At 70.4% G+C, this 25,399-nt stretch carries 25 protein-coding genes; 18 read left to right on the forward strand and 7 right to left on the reverse strand.

Annotated features, from left to right (window positions below; all coding sequences use genetic code 11):
- Nucleotides 1–357 precede the first annotated feature (357 nt).
- On the reverse strand, nucleotides 358–1,593 hold the full coding sequence (gene xseA / locus AC1QRC_RS06715; protein ID WP_484206009.1) for an exodeoxyribonuclease VII large subunit: 1,236 nt from the start codon (nucleotides 1,591–1,593) through the stop codon (nucleotides 358–360).
- Nucleotides 1,594–1,611: 18 nt separating this feature from the next.
- Between xseA and AC1QRC_RS06720 the strand changes: the two genes are divergently transcribed.
- Nucleotides 1,612–2,310, forward strand: a complete 699-nt coding sequence (locus AC1QRC_RS06720; protein ID WP_484206010.1) for an alpha/beta fold hydrolase — start codon at nucleotides 1,612–1,614, stop codon at nucleotides 2,308–2,310.
- Between the two features lie 21 nt (nucleotides 2,311–2,331).
- Here the strand turns inward: AC1QRC_RS06720 and AC1QRC_RS06725 are convergent, their stop codons facing one another.
- A complete protein-coding gene (locus AC1QRC_RS06725) occupies nucleotides 2,332–4,032 on the reverse strand; it encodes a DUF885 domain-containing protein (RefSeq protein ID WP_484206011.1) in 1,701 nt (566 codons plus the stop codon).
- Between the two features lie 55 nt (nucleotides 4,033–4,087).
- On the opposite strand from AC1QRC_RS06725, the gene AC1QRC_RS06730 reads away from it, so the two are divergent.
- Nucleotides 4,088–5,137: a 4-hydroxy-3-methylbut-2-enyl diphosphate reductase gene (locus AC1QRC_RS06730; protein WP_484206012.1), complete on the forward strand. Its 1,050-nt coding sequence runs from the start codon at nucleotides 4,088–4,090 to the stop codon at nucleotides 5,135–5,137.
- A 3-nt stretch (nucleotides 5,138–5,140) separates the two neighbouring features.
- Here AC1QRC_RS06730 and AC1QRC_RS06735 read toward each other — a convergent pair whose 3' ends face one another.
- Nucleotides 5,141–6,367 (reverse strand): DNA recombination protein RmuC, encoded by a 1,227-nt coding sequence (locus AC1QRC_RS06735; protein WP_484206013.1) that lies wholly within the window; start codon nucleotides 6,365–6,367, stop codon nucleotides 5,141–5,143.
- Nucleotides 6,368–6,501: 134 nt separating this feature from the next.
- Between AC1QRC_RS06735 and AC1QRC_RS06740 the strand changes: the two genes are divergently transcribed.
- The 9 genes from AC1QRC_RS06740 (at nucleotide 6,502) to AC1QRC_RS06780 (ending at nucleotide 15,881) form a co-directional block, all read left to right on the forward strand.
- The gene (locus AC1QRC_RS06740) at nucleotides 6,502–7,731 is read left to right on the forward strand and encodes a substrate-binding domain-containing protein (RefSeq protein ID WP_484206014.1); all 1,230 of its coding nucleotides are present in this window, start codon (nucleotides 6,502–6,504) and stop codon (nucleotides 7,729–7,731) included.
- A gap of 68 nt (nucleotides 7,732–7,799) precedes the next feature.
- A complete protein-coding gene (locus AC1QRC_RS06745) occupies nucleotides 7,800–8,540 on the forward strand; it encodes an ABC transporter ATP-binding protein (RefSeq protein WP_484206587.1) in 741 nt (246 codons plus the stop codon).
- Nucleotides 8,537–9,262, forward strand: a complete 726-nt coding sequence (locus AC1QRC_RS06750) for an ABC transporter ATP-binding protein (RefSeq protein ID WP_484206015.1) — start codon at nucleotides 8,537–8,539, stop codon at nucleotides 9,260–9,262. The genes AC1QRC_RS06745 and AC1QRC_RS06750 overlap by 4 nt, the downstream gene beginning before the upstream one ends.
- Nucleotides 9,259–10,137 (forward strand): branched-chain amino acid ABC transporter permease, encoded by an 879-nt coding sequence (locus AC1QRC_RS06755; protein WP_484206016.1) that lies wholly within the window; start codon nucleotides 9,259–9,261, stop codon nucleotides 10,135–10,137. The genes AC1QRC_RS06750 and AC1QRC_RS06755 overlap by 4 nt, the downstream gene beginning before the upstream one ends.
- Nucleotides 10,134–11,231 carry a branched-chain amino acid ABC transporter permease gene (locus AC1QRC_RS06760; protein ID WP_484206017.1) on the forward strand — a complete coding sequence of 366 codons (1,098 nt, stop codon included), beginning with the start codon at nucleotides 10,134–10,136 and terminating at the stop codon, nucleotides 11,229–11,231. The genes AC1QRC_RS06755 and AC1QRC_RS06760 overlap by 4 nt, the downstream gene beginning before the upstream one ends.
- 53 nt (nucleotides 11,232–11,284) lie before the next feature.
- On the forward strand, nucleotides 11,285–12,814 hold the full coding sequence (locus AC1QRC_RS06765) for a class I adenylate-forming enzyme family protein (RefSeq protein WP_484206018.1): 1,530 nt from the start codon (nucleotides 11,285–11,287) through the stop codon (nucleotides 12,812–12,814).
- Entirely contained in the window at nucleotides 12,811–13,440 is a 630-nt protein-coding gene (locus AC1QRC_RS06770; protein ID WP_484206019.1) for a TetR/AcrR family transcriptional regulator, read from the forward strand. Before AC1QRC_RS06765 ends, AC1QRC_RS06770 begins: the two co-directional genes overlap by 4 nt.
- Nucleotides 13,437–14,369: an alpha/beta fold hydrolase gene (locus tag AC1QRC_RS06775; RefSeq protein WP_484206020.1), complete on the forward strand. Its 933-nt coding sequence runs from the start codon at nucleotides 13,437–13,439 to the stop codon at nucleotides 14,367–14,369. The genes AC1QRC_RS06770 and AC1QRC_RS06775 overlap by 4 nt, the downstream gene beginning before the upstream one ends.
- Nucleotides 14,370–14,441: 72 nt before the next feature.
- A complete protein-coding gene (locus AC1QRC_RS06780; protein ID WP_484206021.1) occupies nucleotides 14,442–15,881 on the forward strand; it encodes an MFS transporter in 1,440 nt (479 codons plus the stop codon).
- Nucleotides 15,882–15,915: 34 nt separating this feature from the next.
- Here AC1QRC_RS06780 and AC1QRC_RS06785 read toward each other — a convergent pair whose 3' ends face one another.
- Nucleotides 15,916–16,584, reverse strand: coding sequence for a hypothetical protein (locus AC1QRC_RS06785; protein WP_484206022.1), 669 nt, complete (start codon nucleotides 16,582–16,584; stop codon nucleotides 15,916–15,918).
- Between the two features lie 150 nt (nucleotides 16,585–16,734).
- A complete protein-coding gene (locus AC1QRC_RS06790) occupies nucleotides 16,735–18,354 on the reverse strand; it encodes an HNH endonuclease (protein ID WP_484206023.1) in 1,620 nt (539 codons plus the stop codon).
- A gap of 117 nt (nucleotides 18,355–18,471) precedes the next feature.
- Between AC1QRC_RS06790 and ychF the strand changes: the two genes are divergently transcribed.
- The 5 genes from ychF (at nucleotide 18,472) to AC1QRC_RS06815 (ending at nucleotide 21,716) form a co-directional block, all read left to right on the forward strand.
- On the forward strand, nucleotides 18,472–19,557 hold the full coding sequence (ychF, locus tag AC1QRC_RS06795; RefSeq protein WP_484206024.1) for a redox-regulated ATPase YchF: 1,086 nt from the start codon (nucleotides 18,472–18,474) through the stop codon (nucleotides 19,555–19,557).
- 206 nt (nucleotides 19,558–19,763) lie between these two features.
- Nucleotides 19,764–20,045 (forward strand): hypothetical protein, encoded by a 282-nt coding sequence (locus tag AC1QRC_RS06800; protein WP_484206025.1) that lies wholly within the window; start codon nucleotides 19,764–19,766, stop codon nucleotides 20,043–20,045.
- Nucleotides 20,046–20,231: 186 nt separating this feature from the next.
- Nucleotides 20,232–20,495, forward strand: coding sequence for a hypothetical protein (locus AC1QRC_RS06805; protein WP_484206026.1), 264 nt, complete (start codon nucleotides 20,232–20,234; stop codon nucleotides 20,493–20,495).
- Between the two features lie 7 nt (nucleotides 20,496–20,502).
- Nucleotides 20,503–21,375: a carbohydrate kinase family protein gene (locus tag AC1QRC_RS06810; RefSeq protein WP_484206027.1), complete on the forward strand. Its 873-nt coding sequence runs from the start codon at nucleotides 20,503–20,505 to the stop codon at nucleotides 21,373–21,375.
- A gap of 116 nt (nucleotides 21,376–21,491) precedes the next feature.
- Nucleotides 21,492–21,716 (forward strand): hypothetical protein, encoded by a 225-nt coding sequence (locus AC1QRC_RS06815; protein WP_484206028.1) that lies wholly within the window; start codon nucleotides 21,492–21,494, stop codon nucleotides 21,714–21,716.
- A 15-nt stretch (nucleotides 21,717–21,731) separates the two neighbouring features.
- Here AC1QRC_RS06815 and AC1QRC_RS06820 read toward each other — a convergent pair whose 3' ends face one another.
- A complete protein-coding gene (locus tag AC1QRC_RS06820) occupies nucleotides 21,732–23,000 on the reverse strand; it encodes an IS256 family transposase (RefSeq protein WP_484206029.1) in 1,269 nt (422 codons plus the stop codon).
- A gap of 709 nt (nucleotides 23,001–23,709) precedes the next feature.
- Between AC1QRC_RS06820 and AC1QRC_RS06825 the strand changes: the two genes are divergently transcribed.
- Together AC1QRC_RS06825 and AC1QRC_RS06830 are read left to right on the forward strand one after the other, a co-directional pair.
- Nucleotides 23,710–23,937 carry a HigA family addiction module antitoxin gene (locus AC1QRC_RS06825; protein ID WP_484206588.1) on the forward strand — a complete coding sequence of 76 codons (228 nt, stop codon included), beginning with the start codon at nucleotides 23,710–23,712 and terminating at the stop codon, nucleotides 23,935–23,937.
- A gap of 63 nt (nucleotides 23,938–24,000) precedes the next feature.
- Nucleotides 24,001–24,558, forward strand: coding sequence for a GNAT family N-acetyltransferase (locus tag AC1QRC_RS06830; protein WP_484206030.1), 558 nt, complete (start codon nucleotides 24,001–24,003; stop codon nucleotides 24,556–24,558).
- A 147-nt stretch (nucleotides 24,559–24,705) separates the two neighbouring features.
- On the opposite strand, the gene AC1QRC_RS06835 is transcribed toward AC1QRC_RS06830, so the two are convergent.
- Nucleotides 24,706–25,350 (reverse strand): TetR/AcrR family transcriptional regulator, encoded by a 645-nt coding sequence (locus AC1QRC_RS06835; RefSeq protein WP_484206031.1) that lies wholly within the window; start codon nucleotides 25,348–25,350, stop codon nucleotides 24,706–24,708.
- Nucleotides 25,351–25,399 lie beyond the last annotated feature (49 nt).

The raw sequence follows: 25,399 nt of genomic DNA on the forward strand, positions 1-25,399 counted from the left end.
GGGCCTATAGCCCCCTCCAAGTGACACGCGAGACCAGACCCGGGCGACCACAGCGCCTCCCCACCCACCGCACAGGCGCCCTGACCTGCGATGTCCTCGAAACGAGGACAGCCTCGTAGGGCGCCCCTTCCGGGGGGTGCGGGCCCACTGTGCGGTTCCGCGAGCCGGCTCAGTCTCGCGTGGAACATGAAGGGGCCTATAGCCCCCTCCAAGTGACACGCGAGATCAGGCCCGGGCGACCACAGCGCCTCCCGGCACCCACCGCACAGGGCGCCCTGACCTGCGATGTCCTCGAAACGAGGACACATCCATGCACCCTCAGCCGCCGATCGCCACGGACGCCGATGGCGAGCGACATCAGCCGACGGCACGCACCGCGAAGTCGCCCTGTGCGACGGTGACCCGGAGCAGTTCGTCGACCTCCACCTCGGCCTGGTCACGCACGATCACGCCGTCGGGGTGCCGCACCACGGCATACCCCCGTTCGAGCGTGTGCTGCGGCGAGACCGCGCGCAGGTGCCGGGCGAGGTGGACAACGCGGTCGTGCTCGCGCTCCAGCCGTCCGGTGAGCACGTTCCTGCCACGCTGGGCGGCGGCGGACACCTCCGCGCGGTGCCGGTCCAGGATCGCCGCACGGTCGGCCATCACCGGACGGCTGGTGAGCGCTGCGAGGGCCCGACGCTCCACCGTGATCCGCCGGGCCAGGGCGCCCCGTCCGCGGGTGACCGCGGCGTGCAGTCCCGCCTGCTCGTCCTCCCGGTCCGGCACCACCCGGGAGGCCGCATCGGTCGGGGTGGAGGCGCGCACGTCGGCCACGAAGTCCAGCAGCGGCGTGTCGGTCTCGTGACCGATGGCGCTGACCACAGGTGTCCGAGTGCCGGCCACGGCCCGCACCAGGGCCTCGTTGCTGAACGGCAACAGGTCCTCGAACGAGCCGCCACCCCGGGCGATCACGATGACGTCCACCTCCGGCAACGCGTCGAGGTCGGCAAGGGCCGCGGTGACCCCCGGCACCGTGTCCGGGCCCTGCACCGCCACCTGGCGGATCTCGAACGCGGCGGCCGGCCAGCGGCGCCTGACGTTGGTCACCACGTCCCGTTCGGCCGCGGTGTTGCGCCCGCACACCAGCCCCACCCGCCGGGGCAGGAACGGCAGACCCTGCTTCCTGCCGGGGTCGAACAACCCCTCGGAGCGGAGCAGTTGCTTGAGGTGCTCGAGCCTGGCCAGCAACTCGCCCACCCCGACGTGCCGCATCTGCCGGGCGTCCATCTGGAGGGTGCCCCGTTTGGTCCAGAACTGGGGCTTGAGGTGCACCACGACCCGGGCACCCTCCTGCGGCGGCGAGGGCATCGCGTTGATCGCGTTGACCGGGATGGAGACCGAGAGGGACATGTCCACGTCGGTGTCCCGCAGCGTCAGGTAGGCCCGGGACATCCCCTGCCGGTGGTTCAGCTGCACGATCTGCCCCTCGACCCACAGGGGCGACATCTTGTCGACGTAGTCCGCGATCTTCATCGACAGGGTCCGCACCGGCCACGGCTCCTCGGCCGTGGTGTCCCGGGCAGTGGCGGGCAGCGGGCGGGCGGTGTTCACAGGGGTTAGCGTAGGCGGGTGAACCCCCGTCTGGTCCTCGTCCACGGCACCCGCATGTCGGGCCGCCACTGGGACCGGTATGCCGGGCTGGTGCCCGAGGCCGAGGTGGTCGCCCCCGACCTGCCGGGTCACGGGGACAGGCTGGGGGAGCGGTTCAGCACCGGGGCGGCGATGGTCGTGCTCCGCGAGGCCGTGGAGGGTGCCGCGCCGGGGCAGCCGGTGATCGTGGTCGGGCACAGCCTGGGCGGCTACATGGCCATGGTGTATGCCGCCCGGTACCCCGAGCGTCTGGCCTCGCTCGTGCTGGTCGGGGCCAGCGCCGACCCGCGCAGCCCGGCCGCCCTGGTCTACAAGGGTTTCGCGGCGGCGCTGCCCCGGGTGGGCTTCGAGCGGGTGGGTCGTGGCATGAACGGCGTGATGTCCCGGCTGGGCACCCCGCCGGACCTGCTGCCGGACAACGCGGCGTACCCCGCGTTGGCGGACGCCTGGGACTCGGTGATGACCGACTGCCGACCGGAGTTGTTGGCCGACGTCGACTGTCCCGTCGTGTTCGTCAACGGACAGTTCGACCAGATGCGGATCGGCATACGGCAGTTCCGCGCCCACTGCCGGCGTTCGACGGTCATCACCGTCCCGGGGGCCACCCACCTGGTGCCGCTGACGCACTCCGCCGAGCTCGCCGAGGTCCTGCGCAAGTCGGTGGCCGAAGCCGCCTGAGCCACACGCCCGGCTGCCGCGTCAGAGCTGGCCCAGCTCCCGCTCCAGGTCGTCCAGTCCCAGCGCCCCGAGCGAGAGCGCCGCCATGTGCCAGGCCTTGAGGTCGAAGCCCTCGCCGTGGGCCCCGCGGGCCGCCTCGCGACCCGCGAGCCAGGCGCGCTCCCCGAGCTTGTAGCTGATGGCCTGCCCAGGCCATCCGAGGTAGCGCACGATCTCGGACTCGATGAACTCCCGGGACCGGCCCGAGTGGGCGGCGAAGAACTCGGCGGCCAGGGCGGGCGTCCAGGTCTGCCCGGGGGCGATGGGGGAGTCGTCCGGGATCCGCAGCCCCAGGTGCATGCCGAGGTCCACCACCACCCGGACGGCCCGCATCATCTGGCAGTCCAGGTAGCCCATGCGCTCCTCGTCGTCGAGGTAGCCGAGCTCGTCCATGAGCCGTTCGGCATACAGGGCCCACCCCTCCGTGGCACCGCTGGAGGAGCCGACGGAGGTCTGGTACATCGACAGCTGCGGTGCCACGTGCACCCACTGGGCCAGTTGGAGGTGATGTCCGGGGACGCCCTCGTGGTACCAGGTGCTCACCAGGTCGTACACCGGGAACCGGGTCCGGCCCATGGTGGGCAGCCAGGTGCGCCCCGGTCGGCTGAAGTCCATCGAGGGCCGGGAGTAGTAGGGGGCGGCCGCGCTGCCCGGTGGGGCGATCATCGCCTCGACGGTGCGGATCGGCTCGGCGATGTCGAAGTGCGTGCCGTCCAGGTCGCTGATGGCGCGATCCATCATGTCCTGCAGCCACTGCCGCACCTCGTCCACGCCCTCGACGGCCCGTCCGTGCTCGTCCAGGTGCCGCATCGCCTCGACGGGGCTGGAGCCGGGCAGGATCCGCTCGGCAAGCTCCTCCATCTCGGCGTTCAACCGCAGGTACTCCTGCCAGCCCCAGGTGTACGTCTCCTCCGGGTCCAGGTCGGCGCCCATCCACCGGCGCGCGTTGAGCAGGTAGCGCTCCCGACCCGCCTCCTCCGGGGTGCCCTCGACGGCGTCCAGGTAGGTCGTGCGCAGGTAGTCCCGCAGGTCTGCCACGGCCGTCACCGCCGCGTCGGCGGCCGCCGACAGCGACTCCTGCTGGTCCTCCGGCCCGCCCGCGACGAGGTCGTGGAACCACGTCTCGCCGGGCGCGGTGCCGACCCACTGCCCGAGCTGGTCGATGACTGTTTCGACCTGTCGTGGTGCCGCGCGCAGCCCCTGCCGGAGGCCCTCCTCCAGGGAGGCGGTGTAGGAGGCGTAGGCCTCCGGGAAGCGGGTCATCCGGCGGCCGATGCAGGCCCAGTCCTCGGGCGTGGCGGTGGGCATCATGGTGAGCAGTTGACGTACGGCGTGGGCCGGGGATCCGATGTTGCGGATCGCCCGCAGGTGCTCGCCGGCGGCCGAGCACTCCAGCTGGACCGACAGCCGCTCGCGCAGGAGCGTGGCGCACCGCTGCTCCAGCGGGTCGAGCCGCTGAGGGGCGGCGGCCGACTCCAGGTCGTCCAGGGCCCGCAGGGTCGCGCGGTCCAGTTCGTCGCGCGCCTCCTGACCCGCGGGGGAGTAGTCGGGCACCCGGTCGTCGTGCGGCCGCAGTCCGAGCGCCGTCGCCACACCGGGGTCGAGGTCGGCCAGGGCGTGCACGTACCGGTCGGCGAGGCCTCGCGGGGTGCTCGGGCGGGTGATGTCTGCGGAGTCCGTCATCTGCCCATCATCGCCTGGCTGGGTCGGACGGCACCGCGCCGCCTACCATGGAGGCATGACCACCCCCACCCAGGCCACCTCCGTGAACGTGCCCGAGGCAACCCCCGGGGCCGGCAAGAAGGTCCTGCTGGCCGCCCCCCGCGGCTACTGCGCCGGGGTGGACCGGGCCGTGGTGACGGTGGAGAAGGCGCTGGACCTCTACGGCCCCCCCATCTATGTCCGCAAGCAGATCGTGCACAACAAGCACGTCGTGCGCACCCTGGAGAAGCGGGGCGCCATCTTCGTGGAGGAGACCGACGAGGTGCCCGAGGGTGCCACGGTGATCTTCTCCGCCCACGGTGTCTCGCCCGCCGTGCACGCGGAGGCCCGGTCGCTGAGCCTGAAGACGATTGATGCGACGTGCCCCCTGGTGACCAAGGTGCACCGGGAGGCCGTGCGGTTCGCCCGGGACGACTTCGACATCCTGCTCATCGGCCACGAGGGCCACGAGGAGGTGGAGGGGACGGCGGGCGAGGCCCCTGAGCACATCATCCTGGTGCAGAGCCCGGACGAGGTCGACGGGGTCGAGGTGCGGGACCCCGACAAGGTCGTCTGGCTCTCCCAGACCACGTTGTCGGTCGACGAGACGATGGAGACGGTGCGTCGGCTGCGGGAGCGGTTCCCCAAGCTGCAGGACCCCCCGAGTGACGACATCTGCTACGCCACGCAGAACCGCCAGGTCGCGGTCAAGCAGATGGCGGCGGAGTGCGATCTGCTGATCGTCGTCGGCTCCACCAACTCCTCCAACTCCGTCCGTCTCGTGGAGGTCGCGCTGGACCACGGAGCCCGGGACGGCCACCTGGTGGACTACGCCGACGAGATCGACGAGGCGTGGCTGGACGGCGTCACCACCGTCGGGGTGACCAGCGGGGCCAGCGTCCCCGAGGTACTCGTGCGCGACGTGCTGGACTGGCTGGCCGAGCGGGGCTATGAGGACGTGTCGCCGGTGACGGCGGCCGAGGAGTCGCTCCTGTTCGCGCTGCCCAACGAGATCCGCCGGGACCTGAAGGCGCGCGACGGCAAGGACGCGGCGAAGATCCGCCACGACGCCGGGTCGCTGCACTGAGAGTCAGGCCTTCTTGCGCCAGTCGTCCGAGGAGTAGGTGCTCCGCGTCGCCACCTGGTGCTCGATGTCCTCGTCAGGGTCGGAGCCCGCGTCGGCGACCTCCGTGAGCTCGCCGAGGAGCAGTTCCGCCGCCGTCACCGGACGCGGCGTCTCCTCCACCGCCGGGACGGCCGGCACCGGGGTGTCCGCGACCCCGAGCTCCTGCATCCGGCGGCTGGTGACCAGGACCCGGGTCTCCAGGGTGCCGACCATCCTGTTGTAGGCCTCGACCGAGCGACGCAGGGCCCCTCCCATGTCGCCCACATGCTTGCCGAGGGTGCCCAGCCGCTGGTGCAGGTCCTGCCCGAGGGCGAGGAGCTCCCGGGCGTTGTCGGTGAGCGCCTGCTGCTGCCAGCCGTAGGCCACCGCCCGCAACAGGGCGAGCAGCGTCGCGGGCGAGGCCAGCACCACCTTGCGGGCCTGGGCGTAGTCGTACAGGTCGGGCTCGGACTGCAGGGCGGCCGCGAGCACGGCGTCGCTCGGGACGAAGCAGACCACGAGCTCCGGGGCGCTGGTGAAGGCACTCCAGTACGCCTTGTCGGACAGGGCGCCCACGTGCCTGCGCACCGCTGCCGCGTGCTCGCGCAGCAGCGCCTGCCGCTCGGTGGGGGACAGGTCGTCCGCCTGCGCCTGGAGGAAGGAGGTCATCGGCGCCTTGCTGTCGATGACGAGCGACCGCTCACCGGGCAGCCACACCACGACGTCGGGGCGGATCCGGGCCCCGTGGGCGCTGACCGAGCTGACCTGCTCCTCGAAGTCGCAGCGGGCCAGCATCCCGGCGTGCTCGAGGATGCGGCGCAGCTGCTGCTCACCCCAGGTGCCGCGGACCCCCGAGGAGTTGAGCGCCCCGGACAGGGTGGCCGTCTCGGACCGCAGAGCGGCCGTAGAGCCGGCCACCTCGGTCAACCGTTCCCCGACCAGCCCGAACTGCTCGAGACGGTCCCGCTCCAGGGTCTGCACCTGCTGCTCCACCCGGTCCAGCGTGCGGCGCAGCGGAGCCAGCTCTGAGGCGATCTGGCGGTCCTCCTCGTCGGCCGAGCGCAGGCCCTCCACCTGCGCCGCGAGGACGTCGCGCTCCGCCTCGGCGTGGGCGAGCCGGGCGGTCCCGGACAGACGCGCCAGCAGCCAGCCGCACGACATACCGGCCGCCGCGGCGGCCCCCGCGAGCACGATCACCCACTCGATGTCCATGTCGCCGACCCTCCCAGAGACCACCGACACACCCGGGCAGGACACCCCGCGTTGACAGAGGGGCGGGAGTGCCTCTACCTTGATCCCGAAACCTGAATCGCCTTTCAGGTTCGCCCGCCGACAAAGGAGTTCCCGTGGGTTCCTCTCGCCTCATCGCCCTCGCGGCGGTCACGGCCTTCGCCCTGTCCGCCTGCGCCCCGTCCGATTCCGACGACTCTGGGGACGGAGGGAACGGCGGCGACGGCGGCGCGGAAACGGCCGAGGCCGGCGGCGAGCCGACCGAGACCGTCAAGGTCGGCATCATCTACTCCGAGACCGGCCCCCTGGCCGCCTACGGTGCCCAGTACAAGGCGGGCCTGGAGGCGGGGATCGACCACGCCACCGACGGCACGGGCGTCATCAACGGCAAGGAGATCGAGGTCACCTACCGCGACGACACCGGCAACCAGGACACCGCCATCGCGGCGGCCAAGGACCTCATCGGACAGGACTACCAGATCCTCGGCGGCACCATCGTCTCCGGCATCGCCATGGCGATGGCCGAGCAGGCCGCGCAGAACGAGATCCTCTACATCTCCGGCCCGGCCGCGGTCGACGGCGTCACCGGTGTCAACGAATACACCTTCCGCTCCGGGCGCCAGAGTCTGCAGGACGTGGCCACCGCCGGCGCCTTCCTGGAGGGCGAGGGGCAGGAGGTCGTCGTCTTCGCCCAGGACAATGCCTTCGGCCAGGGGAACCTCGCGGCCGTGGAGGCGGTCCTCGGGGCCGAGGGTGCCACCGTGAGCAGCGTGCTCGTGCCCGAGGACGCCACCGAGTTCACCCCGTTCGCCACCCAGCTGGTCCAGGCGGACCCGGACATGATCTTCGTGGCCTGGGCGGGCGCCTCCTCGGCCAACATGTGGCAGTCGTTGGAGCAGCAGCAGGTGTTCGACGTGGCTCCCGTGGTGACCGGCCTGGGTGACAGCGTCACCTTCGACGCCTACGGGCCGGTGGCCGAGCACATCAGCTTCCTCAACCACTACTTCCCGGACGCCCCGGACAACGAGGTGAACGACGCGATGGTCGCCGCCATCGAAGAGGCCGGCGAGACTCCCGACCTGTTCAGCCCGGACGGCTTCGTCGCGGGTCAGATGATCGCGCACGCCATCGCCGAGGGTGACGACGTCGACGGCATGATCGCCGCCCTGGAGGGATGGACCTTCGAGGGGCCGAAGGGTGAGTACACCATCCGGGAGAGCGACCATGCGCTGATCCAGGACATGTACACCGCACAGCTCGTGGCCGACGGCGACACCTGGGTGCCCGAGCTGGTCGACGTGATCCCGGGCGCGGACGTCGCTCCGCCGGAGGCCGGCGGCCGGTGACCTCCGTCGGCGGCGCCGCCGACAACACCCCTGACGCCACGACGGACCCCGGGGCCGCGACACCGGCCCTGGAGGTCCGTGGCGTGGGGCTGCAGATCGGTGGCGCCAGAATCCTCCAGGACGTCTCGTTCCAGGTCGGACGCGGCCGGATCGTCGGGGTGATCGGGCCCAACGGCGCGGGCAAGACGACGCTGTTCAACTTGATCTCCGGGGTGCGTCCGCCCAGCGAAGGCACGATCCACCTGGGCGGCAACGACATCACCCGGCACAGCGTCACCCAACGGGCGCGCGCCGGGCTCGGTCGGACCTTCCAGACCTCCTCGTTGTTCCCCGGCCTGTCGGTGCTCGAGAACGTCCGGCTGGCCAGCCAGGTCGAGCTGGGTGGCGCGCTCTCGGTCGTCCGCTTCCCCCGGCCTGGGGACGCCGCGACCGCCCGGGCCCGGGACCTGCTCGACGAGGTGGGGCTCGGCCGCCGACTGCGCCACAAGGCCGGTGACCTGCCGCACGGCGACAAGCGCAAGCTGGAGATCGCGATGCTGCTGGCGACCGACCCGAGCGTCGTGCTGCTGGACGAGCCGATGGCGGGGGTGGCCTCGGGCGATGTCCCGGCGCTGACCTCGATCATCGGCCGGCTGCACCGGGACCACGGGTGCACCGTGCTGATGGTGGAGCACCACATGGAGGTCCTGCTGGGCCTGGTCGAGGAGGTCGCCGTGCTCCACTTCGGGACCCTGCTGGCGATGGACACGCCGGAGGCAGTCATGGACGACCCCACGGTGCAGAGCGCCTACCTGGGGGAGACCGTATGACGACGGCAGAGTCGGTCCTGACGGTGCGGGGCCTGTCCGCGCGGGCAGGCGGGCAGCAGGTGGTCGAGCACGTCGACCTCGACGTCGCCGCGACCGGGGTCACCGCGCTCCTGGGCCGCAACGGCGTCGGCAAGACCAGCACCATCAAGGCCATCATGGGATTGATCGAGCGCAGCGGCGAGGTCACCCTCGCCGGTCGACGGATCGACGGACTCGAGCCGCACCGGGTGGCGCGTCTGGGCGTGGCCTACGTCCCCGAGGACCGGGAGGTCTTCTCCGCGCTCAGCGTCAGCGAGAACCTGCGGATCGCCGAACGGCCCGGGGTCGAGCACCGCTACGACCTCGTCTACGACATCTTCCCCGAGCTCAAGGAGCGGGGCGGGCAGGCGGCCGGCACCCTGTCCGGCGGGCAGCAGCAGATGGTCGCGCTCGCCCGGGTGCTGATCAACGACAACGCGGTGCTCCTCATCGACGAGCCCACCAAGGGCCTCGCGCCCCGCCTGGTCCAGGAGGTCGGGCGGGTCCTGGCCACCGCGGCCGAGGTCGCGCCCGTGCTGCTGGTGGAGCAGAACCTCAAGGTGGTGCGCGAGCTCGCCCGTGACGTGGTCGTGCTCACCGGCGGCCGCAGCGTGCACCACGGGGACGCCGCGGAGTTCCTGGCCGACGACGGGCTGACCCAGCGGTTCCTCGGCGTCCACGGCGGGCAGGAGGAAGACTCGTGAACACCATCATCCTGCTGCTGATCACCGGGCTGGGCCTGGGAGCCATCTACTTCCTGGTCGCCTCCGGGCTGTCGCTCATCTACGGCCTGATGGGTGTGCTCAACTTCGCCCACGGTGTCTTCCTCAGTCTCGGGGCCTTCCTCGGCTGGGAGGTCGCCCAACGGGTCGGGGCCACCACCTGGGGCGGGTTCGCACTCTCCCTGCTGGTCGGCGCCCTCGCGGGTGCCGCGTTCGCGGCCCTGACCGAGCGGTTCCTGGTGCAGCGCCTCTACAACCGGCACATCGAGCAGGTCCTCGTCACGGTCGGGCTGGCCCTGGCCACGGTCGCGCTGTTCGACGGCATCTGGGGCACCGACCCGACCTACGTGCGCGGACCGGGCTGGCTCAATCAGGTCACCACTGTGCTGGGTGCCAGGGTGCCCAACGACCGCTTCGTCTCCATCGTCGTGGCCGTGCTGGTCCTGCTGGCCATCGTGCTGTTCCTCAAGCGCACCCGGTTCGGCATGATCATCCGGGCCGGTGTGGAGAACCGTGCCATGGTCACCGCCCTCGGCATCGACGTGCGCAGCGCCTTCACCCTCGTCTTCACCATCGGCGGCGCCGCCGCCGGGCTGGGCGGGGTGCTCGCCTCGCACTACTTCGGCTACGTCTCGCCGGTCCTCGGCCAGACGCTGCTGATCTTCGCGTTCATCGTCACCGTCATCGGCGGGCTGGGCTCACTCACCGGCGCTGCCATCGCGTCGGTCCTGGTGGCGCTCCTGCAACAGTTCGCCAACTACTACCTGAACGGCACCGGCGACCTCGCGGTCGTGGTGCTCCTGGCGGTGGTGCTGCTCACCCGGCCCTCCGGTCTGATGGGGAGGAAGGCACTGTGACCACGACCCCGGCACGATCCACGGTCCTGCGCTACGGCGGGGGCGTGCTCCTCGTCGTCCTGATGGCCTGCCTGCCGCTGCTCAACATCAGCCTGCCCGGAATCCTCCCCGGCCCGACCTACCAGCCCGGCGCCCTGCACATGCTCGCCCTGGCGATGCTGATGTCCGCGGTCGCGCTCAGCTACCACCTGCTCCTCGGCGTCGCGGGCCTGCTCTCCTTCGGCCACGCCCTCTACTTCGGGGCGGGGGTCTACGGACTCGGCATCATCCTGCGCCAGTGGGACATCCCGCTGCTCCCCGCGATGGGCCTGACCATGGTGGCGGTCGTCGCGCTGGCCCACGTCTTCGGCGCGGTCAGCCTGCGCGTCACCGGCATCCCGTTCGCCATGGTCACCCTCGCCTTCGCGCAGGCCGGCTCGGTGCTGGCCCGCCGGGACCCCGGTGACGTCACCGGCGGCGAGGAGGGTCTGTCGCTGGCCACGGCGAACGTGCCCGACTGGCTGGTGGGGGTCGCGGACACCCGCAACGTCTACTGGCTGTCCCTGGTGGCACTCGTGCTCACCTACCTGCTGGTCGTGTGGGTCCAGTCGTCCCGGGCCGGCCACGTCGCCGAGGCGACCCGCGAGAACGAGTTGCGGGTGCGGGTGCTCGGCATGCGGCCGTATGCCGTCAAGCTGGTCATCTTCGTCGTCGCCGCCACCATCGCGGGCGGGGTCGGGATGGTCTACCTCCTGCTGCAGAGCAGCGCCGTCCCGCACGTGGTCTCGGCCGACTTCACCATCTCGATCCTGCTGATGGTGGTGCTGGGCGGCGTGGGGTCCCGGTGGGGTGCGATCGCCGGCGCCGTCGTGTATGTCGTGCTGACCCAGCGCCTGGCGGTGCTCGCCTCCTCGGAGTGGATTCGGGACCTGCCCGCGGTGCTGCGCATCCCGCTGTCGGAGCCGATGTTCATCCTCGGCACCCTCTTCGTCCTGGTCGTGATGTTCGTGCCCGGCGGGATCGCCGGGGCAGCCGGTATGGCCCGCGGGAAGGGAAAGGGCGGCCCGGGAGAGGATGATGAAGCTCCCATCTCCGAGGTCGTGGCGGAATCGTGATGCAGGCACAGACGGTGCACACACTGGGCCGATGGCCCACGGACCGTGCCAGGGTGCGCCCTGACGGGGTGGCCGTCGTCGACCGTGGGCTGGAGCTGACCTACGGCGAGCTGGAGCGCCGGGCCGAGGCACTGTCCGCGGCGCTGCGGGACGCTGGCTACCGGCGTGGTGACCGGATCGCCACGCTCACCGGCAACACCGCGGATCACGTCGTCATGTTCTTTGCCTGCGCCAAGGCAGGGCTGGTCCTGGTCCCGCTGTCCTGGCGCCTGACCGCACCCGAGCTGGCGTCCCAGCTGGAGCAGGCCGACCCGGCCGTCCTGCTGGTGGAGGAGGAGTTCGCCACCGCGGCCGACGAGGCGTTGCGCCGACTGGTCGTCCCCCTGCCGTGCGCGCACCTCGGGGAGGGAGGCGTGGAGGCCGGCCCACCCACGCCCTGGCGCACGCGGGAGGAGGGGCCGGCACACGGCATACGGTCACCGGTGCTCGACTCCGACCCGCTGCTCATGGTCTTCACCTCCGGCAGCGCGGGACGGCCCAAGGCCGCTGTGCTGACCCACGCCACCTGCTACTGGACCAACCTGTCCCTGTCCCGCATCCTCGGGCTCTCCGAGCACGACGTGGTCCTGGCGGTGCTGCCGCAGTTCCACGCCGGGGGCTGGAACATCCAGCCGCTGCTCGCCTGGTGGCACGGCGCGACGGTGGTGCTGGAGCGGACCTTCGACGCGGGGCGGACGCTGCGGCTCGTGGCCGAGCGGGGCATCACCACGATGATGGCCGTCCCGACCCAGTACCTGCGGATGGCCGAGCACCGTGACTTCGCCACGACCGACTTCTCGAGGCTGCGCAGCGCAGTCGTGGGTGGGGCGCCCATGCCGGCACCCCTGCTGCGCACCTTCCACGCCCGTGGGGTGGCGCTGACGCAGGGCTACGGGCTGACGGAGGCCGGGCCCAACGTGCTGTGCGTGCCGCCGCAGGACGCGCAGTCCCGGGTGGGGTACGCAGGCACGCCGTATCCCCACGTCGATGTCGCCCTGGCCGACCCCGTCACCGGGGAGCACCTGGAAGGGCCCGCCACGGGCGAGCTCCTGGTGCGCGGACCAGGGCTGTTCGCGGGGTACTTCCGCGACGAGGAGGCCACCCGTGCGGCCTTCCGGGACGGGTGGCTGGCCACGGGTGACATCGCGACCCGGGAGGCCGACGGCTACCTGCGGATCGTGGACCGGCTGAAGAACATCTACATCTCCGGCGGCGAGAACGTCTCTCCCGCCGAGGTCGAGCAGGTGTTGCGGCGGCTGCCGTGCGTGGCCGACGTGGCGGTCGTGGGGATCCCCGACGCGCGCTGGGGCGAGGTCGGCGTGGCCCTGGTGGTGCGACGCGCCGGGGTGCCCGGCGACGCCGCCGAGATCCTGGCCCACGCCCGGACAGAACTCGCGACCTACAAGGTGCCGGTCGCGGTCCGCTTCGTCGACGCCCTGCCCTACGTCGGCATCGGCAAGGTGAGTCGGCCGCTGGCGCGGGAACTGGCGTTGGCCGTGCGCGACGAGGACGCAGCCCGCGACGACCAGCAGGAGGCACGGTGAGCCAGGCACCCCGCACCAGCCGCGGCACCCGCACCAGGGCCAAGATCCTCGCGGCCGCCGAGCAGGTCTTCGCCACGCTCGGCTACCACGACGCGTCGATCGTGAAGATCACCGAGGAGGCCGGCGTCGGGCTCGGCACCTTCTACCTCTACTTCCCGGGTAAGACCGAGGTCTTCGATGAGGTGGTGCGGGACCTGAACCACCGGGTCCGCCAGGCCATGTCGGTCGCCTCCTCCGAGGCAACCACCCGGATCGCGGCCGAGCGCGCCGGGTTCCGGGCCTTCTTCCGCTTCACCGCCGAGCACCCAGCCCTCTACCGGATCATCCGGCAGGCCGAGTTCGTCTCCCCCGGAGCGATGCGGGAGCACTACTCGAGCATCGTGGAGGGGTACCTCCAGGGGCTCCGGGCGGCCCAGGCCAAGGGCGAGGTCCGCGACGTGGACCCGACTGTGGCCGCGTGGGCACTGATGGGGGCCGGTGAACTGATCGGTATGCGGTGGGTGCTCTGGGAGCAGGACGCCGGCTCCCACGCCAGCGGCGTCCCGGACGAGGTGTTCGAGTCGTTGATGGACCTGATCGAGGTGGCGCTGGGCGCCACGGAACGCACTGACGAGGAGACTCCATGAGCCTGGATCCCCGGTCGGCCCCGGTCGCCGACGTGGTCGGCGACCGCTACCGGACGGAGGACGTCGCGGTCCCCGGCGGGACCCTGCGCGTCGGGGTGTGGGAGCCGCGGTCGGACGTCGCCGACCCGCCGACCGTCGTCGCGGTGCACGGCATCACCTCCAGTCACCTGGCCTGGCCGTTGTTGGCGCAGGCGCTGCCGGACGTCCGGGTCGTCGCGCCGGACCTGCGCGGCCGCGGCCGCTCCAGCACGTTGCCGGGGCCCTACGGGATGCCGACCCACGCGGACGACGTGGCGGCCGCCATGGACGCGCTCGACGTGGGGCAGGCGGTGCTGGTCGGCCACTCCATGGGTGCCTTCGTCGCTCTGGTGCTGGCCGATCGGCACCCGGAGCGGGTCCGCTCCCTGGTGCTGGTCGACGGGGGGATGCCGCTGCTCCCGCCCGAGGGGGTGAGCCCGGACCAACTGGCCCAGGCCGTCCTCGGCCCGGCGGCAGCCCGGCTTGAGATGGAGTTCCCGGACCGGGAGTCCTACCAACAGTTCTTCCGGCAGCATCCGGCCTTCGCGGACTGCTGGAGCGAGCTGGCCGCGGTCTACGTCGACTACGACCTGGTGGGGCACGAGCCGCACCTGCGGCCTGCCACCGCGGTCGCGGCCCTGCAGGAGGACATCCGCGAACTCGTCGACGGTGATTCCCTGCTGCGCGCGCTGTCCCGCCTGCGGCACGATGTGACCTGGTTGGTCGCACCACGCGGTCTGATGAACGAGGTGCCCCCGCTCTACCCGGAGGCCGCACGCGAGCACTGGCTTGCCGCGCACCCCGGGATCGAGATGACGGAGGTCCCGGACGTGAATCACTACACGATCGTGATGGACGGACGGGGAATCCAACGGGTGGCTCCCGTCGTTGCCCAGAGCCTGGAGCGATGACCTTTCCGGCCTGAGAGTGTCAGTGGCTGGTGACAGGCTCGATCCCGAGCGAGCGTTACCACTGGAGACACCATGGACGACTACCGCGCCGCGGCCGGCACCCGGCTCCCGCGGGCGCTGACACCGTTCCGGCACGCTGCCTACCGGCGCCTGGGGCTCGCCCTGTTTTTCTCGCTGCTCACCACCGGATTGTGGGTCGTCGCCCTGGTCTGGGAGGTCATCCGTCTCGGCGGCGGACCGCGGGAGCTGTCCCTGGTCACCACGGCGGCGGCCGTCGGCACGGTGCTGCCGGCGCTCCTGGGCGGGGTCGTCGCCGACCGGGTGCCGCAGAAGCACATCCTGCTCGCCGTCGAGACGGTGCACGTGGCGACCTTCGCTCTTGCGGCGCTGTTGTCCCTGACTGGGTTCATGGCGCTGTGGCACCTCGCGGTCATCGCCTTCGTCGGCGGTGTGGCGCTCGCCTTCTACTACCCCGCGTATGCAGCGTGGCTGCCGGCCCTGGTGCCGCCGGAGGACCTGATGGCGGTGAACGGGTTCGAGGGGATGTTGCGCCCCTCCATCCAACAAGCCGCCGGTCCGGCGCTCGCGGGGATGGTCGTCGGCGCCTTGTCCCCCGGGGCCGCCATGGCCCTGGCCACCGTGATCGGGCTGGTCGGTCTGCTCGCCCTGGCGACGGTTCCGCTCACCCCGGTACGCCGAGACCTCGCAGCCACCGGGGGCGGCAGCCCCCTGGCCGCGGCGGTCCGCGATGTCCGGGAGGGGTTCGGCTACATGGTGCGCACCCCGTGGCTGCTGGCCACCCTCGTGTTCGCCTCCCTGATGATCCTGGTGATGATGGGCCCACTCGAGGTGCTCATCCCGTTCCTCCTCAAGGACGGCCTCGGCGGTGGTCCGGCAGACCACGCCCTGGTCCTCGCGGGCTTCGGGGTCGGTGGTGCGGTCGGGTCGCTGGCGATGGCCTCGCTGCGGATGCCCCGCCGCTACCTGACGATCATGAACCTCCTGTGGGGCCTGGGGTGCCTGCCGTTCGTGGTCATCGCCTTCGCGTCCGGAATCTGGCAGGTGATCGGATCGGCGTTCGTGCTCGGCGTGATGTTCTCCGCCCCGATGGTCATCTGGGGCACGCTCCTGCAGCGCCGCGTCCCACCGCACCTGTTGGGTCGGGTGGCCAGCCTGGACTTCTTCGTCTCGATCTCCCTGATGCCGGTGTCGATGGCGCTGGCCGGGCCGGTCGCCGAGTTGATCGGCCTGCGATCCACCTTCATCCTCGCTGGCACCGTGCCCGCGGTGGTCGCCGTGGTCGCTATTGTCTGGGCCAGGCTGCCGGCCGATGAGGTGGCCAACCCGCTCCGCGACGTCGACGCGACTGAAGGGGAATCTCCTCACCACGGCGTGGTGGCGACACCCCCTGTGGTGGCGACACCCACTGGGGCGGCGACACCCGGCGAGGTGACGGCGCCGACGGAGGACCCAGGGTCCCTCTGTGAGACCTGCCCCGAGCCCGCAGGGTGACGCGTCGCGGTGGTCCTGAGGTGGGTCTGGATCCTTAGAACGGATCGACGATGCCTCCGCCGCTCCGGCGGCCGCATACCCCGGGTGCTGTGCTGGTGTAGCCGTCACCACGCGGAGAGAGGGCAAGTCGGCGGAGTTCGGACACCCGGACGGCCGCACGATCGTAGGCCTCGTGGGGGTCGAGAAGGTCGGGATGGCGACGCAGCACCCGCTCGGCCGTGAGCTCTGTGACGCGGTCCCACACCCGGTAGCTGCCCACCTGCTCGTCGAGCCGACCCAGGGTGTCTGCTGCCCGTGGAGTGGCCTGGGCCAGAAGGGCATCGGCGATGGTCACGAGATCCTCGTCGTCCAGACCGGGGAAGCCCGTCAGCACCCTCTCTTCGTGGACGATCGGGCGGGGCGGCGGAGTCTGCAGCAGGGCAGCCCGCCAGTCGTAGCCGGGGTCCGCCAGATGGTCCCGGATGGTGGGGAGCACTCGGTCCAGGAGGCACCCTCGCTCCTCGACGGGCAGCATCCGGACCAGGCGGTGCTCGACCGGTCGAGGGCCCCGCCCGACCGCCGCGGCAATCTCGTCAAGGTCCTTGCCGGCACGCACCGCTGCGACCAGCGCCTGGTAATCCTCGTCCGTCCACGGTTGTCCGGAGCGTGACGGAGGGCTCGGTGCCCCTCCCTCGTCGTCCTGCACCACTGTCAGTCTGTCCATGGTCCCTCCCTGGGCTCGATCGTCCATCCAGGGTGTCCCACAGTCGAGGGGCCCCATCCGCTCTGTCCACAGGTGCATGGAGCTCCACAGGTGCAGCAACGGTGTCGGCTGGCCAGCGGCGACGCGGAAGGCCCCGGGTCGTCCCTACAGCTACCCGGCCAGCCCCGGGTCGTCTCGCCAGATGTCGTGGAGCTCGTCCTCGTCGGGGTTGCCGCAGAGGTCGCCTCCACCGCCCGGTCCTGGCTGATCGTCCTGCCGGTCGACGAGCTGCTGCCAGGCGCGGAGCGCCTCCCATAGGTCTGCGACAGACGGGTCCAGCAGTTCCGACGGGGCACTGGTCCGTTGGCCTGCGTCGTCGCCAGGCCCGTCCCTACTCGCGGTGACGGGATCGCCCCGGACCCGTCGCCCTCCGACCGTGGCGCTGTCGCTGCGTGCGTCGTCCCAGTCAGCGCCCAGGGGCTCCATCGCGTCCAACACCGGCGGTGCCGTCGAGCAGTAGCGATGACCCGTTGGCGTCGTCGTCTCCACGAGGTCGGTGCCGTCCTCACGCTGGACCACGCGGCTGCTCCAGCCGAGCGTCTCCTTGACGTAGTTGCAGGTCTCGCAGAGCCCCTGCCCGTTCCGTTTGCGGGTCCGGCCTCCTGCTGAGTAGGGCACGACGTGGTCGGCGTGCCGGACGGGAGCTCCGCACCACGGGGTCCGGCAGATCTGGTCGCGGGCGACCACGAGGCGGCGCAGCCGGCCGCCGAAGACGCGCCGGTCTGGATCCATGTCGCGCACCGAGTCGTCCTCGGGCGACAGAAAGACCCGACGGATCCATGCCCTCGCGACCTCCCGCAGATCGTCGTCAGGCTCGTCGTCGCGGGTGGTGCCCTTGCGGGCCAGGTCTCGGGCCAGCTCGGCCGGGATCGGCCCGAACCCCGGCACGCGACATGGGGTGTCGGCGCCCGCGAACAGGGAACGGTCGGTCATGACGACCTGGACCTCCACGTCGACCCCCTCGGCGGGGGAGCGGCCGGTGATGCGCTCGACGAAGGTGTCTGCCGCGATCTGCTGTCGAGTCCGCTCATTGCCCGACGCGCGCAAGGCGTCTGCGCGCTGGGTGAGCGCCGCGTAGCACGCGACGCCTTCCTCCACGGGCAGCAGCGCGGTGACGTAGGCCATGACGTCCGGTGCGGGACGGATGGTGACCCGGCGATCCCCGATGGCCTTGCGGGCACGGCGTACGAACGACTCGGGGTCGAGCTCGTAGGCGTAGGAGCGTGCAGTCGTCTCGAGCTTGGTCTCTGACACCGACCCCAGGGAGTCCGCCAGCCTCGCGTCGACAGCCGCCCGGTCCTCCGTGCTCAGTCCCTGCGTGGCCTTCACGACCAGGGTGGCGGCGAACTCGGTGATGCGTCCCTGCTGCAACGCCGCATAGGTGAGGGGCATCTCCTCGACCAGCACCCGGGCCAGCCTCAGGTGGCTGCGCCCGCGAACCGGCGACTCACGCCGTGCGAGCGCCACCTCCGCCGCGATGCTCCGCGTCGCGTTGGTCTCGCCCACCCCGCTGCCGCGCAACTCCTCCCGGCGCCTGACGGCATACTCCCTCGTGAGCCGTGCCTGCGCCCCAGCGCAGGCACCCTTGAGGCGCTCCAGTGCCTCGATCTGATCGACCGTCCCCGCGTCGTCCAGTGCCGGAGCGGCGACCCCCAGCCGCCCCAGCAGGACCTCCAGCTCCTCGACCTCCACCGGTCGATCGCTGGGTTCCAACGCGGCTACCCCCGTCATGCGAACAACTGTATGACGAGCCACCGACAGAGCTCTGATCAGCAGCGATGCGCGGGGAGCGAGGTGGGTATGCCGTGGGTCGGGTGGTCGTTGCGTGGGCGGTAGACTCCTGTCCCCGTGGCCCTCACCATCGGAATCGTCGGACTGCCCAACGTCGGCAAGTCCACGCTCTTTAACGCGCTGACCAAGAACACCGTGCTCGCGGCGAACTACCCGTTCGCCACGATCGAGCCCAACATCGGGGTCGTGCCGCTGGCCGACGCCAGGCTGACGCGGCTCGCCGAGATCTTCGGCAGTGCCCGGATCCTGCCTGCCCCCGTGAGCTTCGTCGACATCGCCGGGATCGTCCGGGGCGCGTCCGAGGGGGAGGGTCTGGGCAACAAGTTCCTGGCCAACATCCGCGAGGCCGATGCCATCTGCCAGGTGGTCCGGGCGTTCGTCGACGACGACGTCGTGCACGTCGACGGCAAGGTCTCGCCAAAGGATGACATCGAGACCATCAACACCGAGCTGATCCTGGCGGACCTGCAGACCCTGGAGACCGCCGTCCCGCGGTTGGAGAAGGAGGTCAAGGGCAAGAAGGCCGACAAGGACGTCCTCGACACCGCGGTCGCCGCGCAGAAGGTGCTCGAGGAGGGGACCACCCTGTTCGTCGGTGGGGCCGCCGCAGGGGTCGACATGGACCTGGCCAAGGGTCTCGGGCTGCTCACGACCAAACCCTTCCTCTACGTCTTCAATCTCGATGAGGACGGGCTCACCGACACCGCGTTGCACGACGAGCTGGCCGCCCTGGTCGCGCCCGCCGAGGCGATCTACCTCAACGCCAAGCTCGAGGCGGACCTGGCCGAGCTCGAGGCCGACGAGGCCGCCGAGCTGCTCGAGTCCGTCGGCGTCACCGAGCCCGGCCTGGAGCAGTTGGCGCGGGTCGGATTCCAGAACCTCGGCCTGCAGACCTATCTGACTGCAGGCCCCAAGGAGTCCCGGGCCTGGACCATTCGCAAGGGATGGACCGCGCCGCAGGCTGCCGGAGTGATCCACACCGACTTCCAGCGCGGCTTCATCAAGGCCGAGGTCGTGTCCTTCGCCGACCTCGATGCCGCCGGCTCCATGGTGGAGGCCAGGGCTGCCGGCAAGGTCCGGATGGAGGGCAAGGACTACGTCATGGCTGATGGGGACGTGGTGGAGTTCAGGTTCAACGTATAGTCGAGGTCCAGCCGGGCGCCTGCCGACCTCACACGACGACACGGAGGTGGCCCAGCCTGTGGTGTGGTCATTGCGCAGGCGTAGCGTGGTGCGCATGGACGTCACAGCAAGGATCGGGACGGCCGAGATTGCGCCGGATGTCTGGTCGAGGTCCTCTCTGCGTCCTCACCGCGCAGATCAGTTCACGGTGCGGCGGTGGTGGCGCGATGCCGGTGGGCTGGTACCGCTCGTTCCTCGAGGCAGGTCCGGCTATTCCACCCGAGCAATACCAAGGACCACCGGTCGTGCTGTTGCATCCGGCCGAGGATCGTTGGACTACGCCGGAGCTCAGCCTCGACTACCTTGGTCGGCTTCACGGCAAGACCCGGGTCGTGATGCTTCCTGGCTGCGGCCACTTCCCCCTCGAGGAGCCCGGCTTCCAGGTCCTCCTGGACGAGGTTTCGGATGAGATTGAACAGGTGCTGGATGACCAGCGGAGAGGCAGCTGAGTCGGCCATGCGCGGTGAGGGACCGTAGCCCGGCGGCCGGTCTGGCCCGGTGAGGCGTGCTGCGTTCCCAGTCGTGGCGACATCCTGGAGTTCGAGCGCCCGCGCTATGGCGGATCGCAGGAGCTCGCGACGATCATCCCCGGGCCCTGCCGGGGCCGGGTCCGCGGGCAGTGCAGCGACCTGGTCATGCCCCGCCATGAGGCGATCGGTCCGCGCGAGATCGCTCGGGTCCTGGCCCCCGGAGGTCATCTGCTCACCCAGCAGGTCGACGGCGCCGACGCCGAGGAGATCCACGAGTGGTTCGGCACCGATCCCCAGTATCCGGAGGTCTCCTCGGAGCGCATCGTGCGCGATCTCGAGGCCGAGCGCCTGCTCGCGCTCGACGCGGACCGTCCGATCCGTGTCACGCAGAGACGCTTCCGCATCCTCGCCTCCCGTGATGGGGTTTGATAGTCCGATGAGCACCCCTGACCCGGTCCCGCATGTCGTCGTCTGCGGTCCCGCCTCCTGGAACCACCTGATCTCCCTGGACCGCCTTCCCGAACCGGTCCCGCACATGCAGTTCGCCGAGAGCGCCTGGCACACCGTCGGCGGCACGTCGGCCGGCAAGGCGGCGCATCTCGCCGCTCTCGGCGTCCCCACGGTGCTCCATGCGCCGCTCGGCGCCGACGAGGACGGCGGGCGGATCGCCGCGCTGCTGATCGGTGCCGGTGTCGATCTGCGTGCGGTCGGGAGCGAGCGCACCGAGAGGCATGTGAACCTCATGGCGCGGGACGGGCGGGTCTCCCTGTACGTCGCGGCCCCGTCGGCCCCGTCGGCCGACGACGTCTCCTCCGCCACCGCGTCGGCGCTCGCGGCCGACGTCGCCGTGCTGGACCTCTCGGAGCTGGGGCTCGCCGTGCTCCGGGATCTCGAGCGCTCCCCGCGCCGCCCCAGCATCTGGACCGACCTGCACGACTACGACGGCACCGCGGCGTTCCATGAGCCCTTCCTACGGGCCGCCGAGGTCGTGCTGATGAACGCCGATGCGACCGACGACGCCTGGGCGCTGCTTGCCTCCTGCGTCGCACGCGGTCCTCGACTCGCGGTCTCCACCCTCGGCGCGCAGGGCGCGATCGCCCTGGAGGCCGACGGGACGCGGCATGAGGTCTCAGCGGTGCCGGCCGAGGTCGTGGACACCAACGGCGCCGGCGATGCCTTCATGGCCGGTCTGCTGGCGGCGACGCTGCGCGGACAGAGCATCCCCTCCGCGCTCTCCGCCGCGGCCGCGCAGGCGCGGGTCGCGATCGAGGGCGAGCATCTGCATCCCGCGCTCCGAGCCGAGGGATGAGCTCTCGACCCTCAGAACGTGCTGGTCACAGACGTACTACGGCATATTCTGCCGTTCGTGACGTATACGTCTGGGGCTGTGGGGCGCCCTCTCCGCGCACCTAGAGTGGTCTGCCGATGGTTGCAGACTCCCGGATATCGCCAGTCGCCGGGCTCGACTCCTCCCTCATGCAGGTCCGCCGTCGGACCCTGGCCCAGGGCTGGATCCAGCGTCTGACCTCGATCTGGGCCCTCGGCATCGCCTTCGTGACGGCCTTCGTCATCGCCGCTGGGCCCTTCCAGCAGACCGACCTGCTCCTCGCGATGCGCTGGCTGCGGCGGATCGAGGTCAAGTCCCTTTGAGTGGTGGCTTTTGGGTCAGGCGGTCATGAGGAGCCGGCTGTTGTTCTCGGGGGTTTCGGTGGTGAGCATGTCGGCGAGGCGGCGGAGGGAGATGTCGCTCATGTAGCGGCGTTCGCCGTACTGCCATTCCTCGTGCTGGTCTTGGAGGACGGCCCCGACGAGTCTGGTCGCGGAGTCTCGGTTGGGGAAGATCTGGACCACGTCTGCGCGGCGCTTGATCTCGCGGTTCACGCGCTCGATGGGGTTGTTTGACCAGATCTTGCGCCAGTGCTCGATCGGGAACGCTGCGAACGCGGTCAGGTCCGACTCGGCATCCTTGAGCATTACCGCGATCTTCGGGAACGAGCTCTCGAGCGATGCCGTGACCTGCTGGAACGAGCCCCGGACGGTCTCCGGGCTGGTCTGGGCGAAGATCGTGGAGACCAGGGCGTTGACGGGCTTGGAGCGCGCAGAGCCCAGCGTCTGGGTGATGTTGCGAGCGAAGTGGACCCGGCAGCGCTGCCAGGACGCGCCGGGCAGCGCTGCCTTGATCGCGTGCTTCAACCCGGAGTGCGCGTCGCTGGTCACCATAAGCACGCCCTCGGGTGCGGCGGGGGTGGAGACTTTCAGTCCGCGTTCGCGCAGGCTGCGGAGGAACTCGGTCCAGAAGTCGGTGGTCTCCGCGTCACCGATCGCCATGCCGAGCACTTCCCGGTGACCGGTCGCGGCAACGCCCGTGGCGACCACGACGGCCTGGGAGACGACGCGCCCGCCCTGGCGGATGTCGAGATAGGTCGCGTCCAGGAACAGGTAGGGGAACCAGGTGTGGTCCAGGCGGCGGTGGAGGAACTCGGCGACGACCTCGTCGATCTCGCCGCAGATCCTGGAGACCTGGGACTTGCTGATCCCGGACTCGTTGCCCAGCGCCCGCACGAGATCCTCGACTTTCCGGGTGGAGACGCCGTCGATCCAGGCCGTGCAGATCACCGCCCAGAGCGCTTTGTCGACCCGGCGACGAGGATGCAGCAGCGCGGGATAGAATGACCCGGCCCGCAGCTTCGGAATCGCCAGATCCAGCTCCCCGGCAGGGGTGGCCAGGCGTTTTGCCCTGGTGCCGTTACGGCGCGTCGAGCGGGACGGGGAGCGTTCGTAACGGTCAGCACCGATCTTCACAGACGCTTCGGCATCGATGAGGTCCTGGAGCCCGGCCTGGAGAAGCCGGCGGAACAACTCCTCGTGAGCGAGGTCGGGGTCCTCGAGCAGTTCACTGACGAGAGCAGACAGGGCAGACTGGTGACGGGTCATCGCCTAACCAGCAGCTCCACGCCACCCCGGGAATGCCACCACGCTAAGGGACACACCCCGCAAGGCAGAGTTGACAAGGCACATCGGATCAGCGCTCGAGCCGTACCGGGGGAGTCGTTCACTGCTGCCATTCGATGAAGCTGCAGCGGAGTGCTACGCCGACGTGCTCGTCGCCCGAGAGGCGGCGGGCGCACCGATCAGCACCGCCGATGCCCAGATCGCCGCGATCTGCCTTGCTCACGACGCGAGCTGCGCAACGCGCAATGTGAAGGATCTCGAGCACACAGGCGTGTCTCTGGTCGACCCCTGGGCAACTCCCTGACGCCAAGTCGATCGATCGACGTCGACCTGAGTATTCGGCCCGTTGAGCACCGGTGGTGGTGCCATTCGGCGCCACCTTGCCTGGGCGCGCGATCGCGGTGGTCAGCGCCGCTGGGTATTGGGCTTCAGCGCCACTGGGTTTCTAGTCTCCTTCTGCCACGTGGCGTCTCACGTGGCAGAAGGAGTAATCGGAGATGGTACGGAATATCAGGGCGTGTTCACCGACGTCTAGCACCCGGCCTGTTGCGTGACGCTGTCCGTACGATCGGCGTCTCGGGTTAGCGCGAGCGGTCTCGGCATTGCGTGCGATTCGGCCCGGGAGCGAGAGGTTGTTCGGCTACAGAACTTGGTGGAGTTCCGGTTTAACGTCTAGCGCTAGGGGTTCGGAATCACGCAGGACGAGCTCGCCATATCGATCGGTGTGCCACCCAGGCGAATCAACGAGATCGTGCACGGCAAGCGGGGGACCACGGCGGATACTGCGCTGCGGCTGGCGAAGTACTTCGGCACCTCGGCCGAGTTCTGGATCAACCTGCAGAGCCACTACGAGCTCGACCGGGCTGAGGACACCGCGGGCGAGCAGATCGCGGCGATCACCCCGCTGCCCGTCGGATGACCGTGACGCACGTGCGTGGATGCTGTGCGAGCGTTCTCACCTTGTTCGGGGATCGGTTGTCGCGTGGCGCTGCCTGACACGGTGCCGCGCTTGAGTCACGGACGGGTGTTGCTCAGGGCGTTCGAGGAGCGCGATGTAGAGCTGGTCGTCTCGGCTGCCTTCGATGATTTGATCCCGTTGATCACCACGGTGCCCACCAGCGGGTCTCGGGGTGACGCGGAGGAGTACATCGCAAGGCAGCATTCGCGCCTCGAATCAGGTGCCGGATACTCGTTCGCCATCGCTGACTCTGAGACCGACGAAGCCGTTGGCCAGATCGGCCTGTGGCTCCGCGACATCGACGAGGGCCGTGCGACCACGGGGTACTGGATCGGCCCCGGGCATCGACGGCGGGGCTACCTCACGGCCGCCCTGCGGGCGTTGACCGACTGGGCGCTCACGTTGGACGAGGTCGAGCATCTTCACCTGTTCGTCGAGCCCTGGAATGAGGGGTCGTGGCGAGCTGCCCAGCGATGCGGGTATCAGCGAGAAGGACTCTTGCGATCGTGGCAGCAGGTGGGGCAGCAGCGGAAGGACATGTTCGTCTACAGCACCCTGTCCCACGCGGCCTCGCCGCGATGACGTGGCGGTCCAGGCCGCGTCCTCCGTGCGCCGCACGCGGCGCAGGTCGGCTTGGGATAGCGCAGCCCGGCCCGCCGGACCAGTCCTTCGATATGGGCTTCGGGGTCCCGGACCTCGACGTGAGGCGAATGGAGGGGGAATCGCCTCTCACGATGTCGAGGCGACGTGTCTCGTGCAGGTGCCGGGGAAGAGGTCGCTCATGCGGGTCGCCACCACTGTCCGAGCACGGGCGGCTTCTCGCGTGGCGGTGCTGGTCAGGATGTGGAGGCAGAGTCCGTCGGCCAGCGACAGGAGCGCGTGAGCCTCTGTCGTCGGCTCCGTGGCCGTGATGTCGGGGATCTCCCCGCACCGTCCGGCGTTCTCGACAGCGCGGGCGACGCGCGCTCTGAGAGACCTGACGAACCGAGTCTGGTGCTCGCGCAGCCGGGGGTTGTCGAGGGCAAGGCCGGAGAACGCCATGCGCAGGCGTGCCTCCTCGGTGCGGACCTCGTCGAGGGGTAGCAGCTGTTCGATGCCGGCGCACAGCACGTGTTCGATGCGCGCCCCGCGTGCCTCGGCCAGAGCGGTGGCTCGCTCGACCCTGTCGAGAATGCTCGCGAGCGTGCGGTCGAGCGTGTCCACCAGGAGCGCGTCCTTGGAGCTGTAGTAGTGCTGGACCAGGCCCACGGACACTCCTGCGGCCCGAGCCGTGCTTGACATCGTGACTGCGACGAGACCGACCTCGGCGGCAGATCTGCGCACGCCGCTGCAGATCTGGGCGCAGCGTTCATCGTGGTCGGCGGTGCGGGGCATGAGGTCGAGACTACGGCAGCAGGTCTATAACAGTATGAGCGTATTGGTA

This window comes from Ornithinicoccus sp., from assembly GCF_057176825.1.